Origin of the sequence: Flagellimonas lutimaris (assembly GCF_051494225.1) — a bacterium.
In the GTDB taxonomy this organism is placed as follows: Bacteria; Bacteroidota; Bacteroidia; order Flavobacteriales; family Flavobacteriaceae; genus Flagellimonas; species Flagellimonas lutimaris_A.
The window spans coordinates 2,501-5,302 of the sequence record NZ_JBNPYE010000021.1 but is presented as its reverse complement, the minus strand read 5'-3'; the positions used below and the strand labels follow the sequence as shown (position 1 = coordinate 5,302).

At 51.5% G+C, this 2,802-nt stretch carries 2 tRNA genes and 2 rRNA genes (1 of these 4 running past the window's edge); all 4 read left to right on the top strand.

The window, feature by feature from the left end:
* Positions 1–144 precede the first annotated feature (144 nt).
* Positions 145–1,670, top strand: a 16S ribosomal RNA gene (locus ACQQ5U_RS19335).
* A gap of 112 nt (positions 1,671–1,782) precedes the next feature.
* A tRNA-Ile gene (locus ACQQ5U_RS19330) sits at positions 1,783–1,856 on the top strand.
* Between the two features lie 100 nt (positions 1,857–1,956).
* Positions 1,957–2,033 (top strand) — tRNA-Ala (locus ACQQ5U_RS19325).
* A gap of 175 nt (positions 2,034–2,208) precedes the next feature.
* Positions 2,209–2,802, top strand: a 23S ribosomal RNA gene (locus ACQQ5U_RS19320); it runs 2,225 nt beyond the window's last position.
* Together the 16S and 23S rRNA genes with 2 tRNA genes alongside form the textbook arrangement of a ribosomal RNA operon.

Here is a 2,802-nt window from a genome sequence, read left to right as displayed (position 1 = left end):
ATTACTGAGAATAGTGTCCTTTTGAGTTTAAAGAAATAAAGAAGTTCATATACATATTGTAACGACAGCGTAAAGAGAATTATTAAGAACCATTTTGATGCAGGGACTCGGTTTTCCGGGTGTCGGACAGACATTCAAGGAAATACAATGAAGAGTTTGATCCTGGCTCAGGATGAACGCTAGCGGCAGGCCTAACACATGCAAGTCGAGGGGTAACATAGAAAAGCTTGCTTTTTTGATGACGACCGGCGCACGGGTGCGGAACGCGTATGGAACCTGCCCCTGTCAGGGGAATAGCCCAGGGAAACTTGGATTAATGCCCCATGGTATCGTTATATCGCATGATATTACGATTAAAGATTTATCGGACAGGGATGGCCATGCGTACCATTAGTTAGTTGGTGAGGTAACGGCTTACCAAGGCAGCGATGGTTAGGGGCCCTGAGAGGGGGATCCCCCACACTGGTACTGAGACACGGACCAGACTCCTACGGGAGGCAGCAGTGAGGAATATTGGACAATGGGCGGGAGCCTGATCCAGCCATGCCGCGTGCAGGATGACGGCCCTATGGGTTGTAAACTGCTTTTATACGGGAAGAAACGCACCTACGTGTAGGTGTCTGACGGTACCGTAAGAATAAGGACCGGCTAACTCCGTGCCAGCAGCCGCGGTAATACGGAGGGTCCGAGCGTTATCCGGAATCATTGGGTTTAAAGGGTCCGTAGGCGGGCCTGTAAGTCAGGGGTGAAAGTTTGTGGCTCAACCATAAAATTGCCTTTGATACTGCAGGTCTTGAGTCATGGTGGGGTTGCCGGAACATGTGGTGTAGCGGTGAAATGCATAGATATCACATAGAACACCGATCGCGAAGGCAGGTGACCAACCATGTACTGACGCTGATGGACGAAAGCGTGGGTAGCGAACGGGATTAGATACCCCGGTAGTCCACGCCGTAAACGATGGATACTAGCTGTGGGGACTTCGGTCTCCGTGGCCAAGCGAAAGTGATAAGTATCCCACCTGGGGAGTACGTTCGCAAGAATGAAACTCAAAGGAATTGACGGGGGCCCGCACAAGCGGTGGAGCATGTGGTTTAATTCGATGATACGCGAGGAACCTTACCAGGGCTTAAATGTAAGTTGCATTAGTTAGAGATAGCTATTTCTTCGGACTACTTACAAGGTGCTGCATGGTTGTCGTCAGCTCGTGCCGTGAGGTGTCAGGTTAAGTCCTATAACGAGCGCAACCCCTACCGTTAGTTGCCAGCATGTAAAGATGGGGACTCTAACGGGACTGCCGGTGCAAACCGTGAGGAAGGTGGGGACGACGTCAAATCATCACGGCCCTTACGTCCTGGGCTACACACGTGCTACAATGGCCGGTACAGAGGGAAGCCACCCCGCAAGGGGGCGCGGATCTACAAAACCGGTCACAGTTCGGATCGGGGTCTGCAACTCGACCCCGTGAAGCTGGAATCGCTAGTAATCGGATATCAGCCATGATCCGGTGAATACGTTCCCGGGCCTTGTACACACCGCCCGTCAAGCCATGGAAGCCGGGAGTGCCTGAAGTCCGTCACCGCAAGGAGCGGCCTAGGGCAAAATCGGTAACTAGGGCTAAGTCGTAACAAGGTAGCCGTACCGGAAGGTGCGGCTGGAACACCTCCTTTCTAGAGAAAGAGATGCCCGGAGATTCCGGGTCCCTCACGAGGTGGTCCTTGATATCTTTGTGCTGTCGTTTATAATATGTTTTTTGATATACAGGCAAATTAAGGCCAAGACAGTCTCATAGCTCAGCTGGTTAGAGCGCTACACTGATAATGTAGAGGTCGGCAGTTCGAGTCTGCCTGAGACTACGAAGGAAGTTCATTGGGTATTGGAATAAGGAAATTCTAGGTGTTGGGTTACCGTTATATAGTACTGTTAACTGATAACTGTTAACTGACCACTGATAATGGGGGATTAGCTCAGCTGGCTAGAGCGCCTGCCTTGCACGCAGGAGGTCATCGGTTCGACTCCGATATTCTCCACCACGGCAAAAGTCGTCCGCCGATCTTGTATCGGGGGGCGGTGTGCCAGAAAGTTCATTGACATATTGGGACGGAGCAAAGACGACTTAGGTCGTTTTATTGCGAAGTCAAAGAAGAAACACGAAGTAGAATAGAATATATAAGGATTACGAGAGGGCATTTGTACTTAGGTACAGGTGCGACAAGCAAAAGAAGGGCGTATGGGGAATGCCTAGGCTCTCAGAGGCGATGAAGGACGTGATAAGCTGCGAAAATCCACGGGGAGCTGCACATGAGCATTGATCCGTGGGTGTCCGAATGGGGCAACCCGGCTGGTTGAAGGCCAGTCACACCGTAAGGTGGGCGAACCCGCTGAACTGAAACATCTAAGTAGGCGGAGGAAGAGAAAACAAGAGTGATTCCGAGAGTAGCGGCGAGCGAAATCGGATCGGCCCAAACCGTTGTTGTTCCGGCAATGACGGGGTTGTAGGACCACAATATTCTTTGCGCGACGAACCGGAAGCAGTTGGAAAGCTGCACGATATGGGTGACAGTCCCGTACGGGCAAGGAGCGTTAAAGATAGTGGTATCCTGAGTAGCGCGGGGCACGTGAAACCCTGTGTGAATCCGGCGGGACCATCCGCCAAGGCTAAATACTCCTGAGAGACCGATAGTGAACCAGTACCGTGAGGGAAAGGTGAAAAGAACCGTGAATAACGGAGTGAAATAGACCCTGAAACCATACGCCTACAAGCGGTCGGAGCCAATTTATTGGTGACGGCGTGCCTTTTGC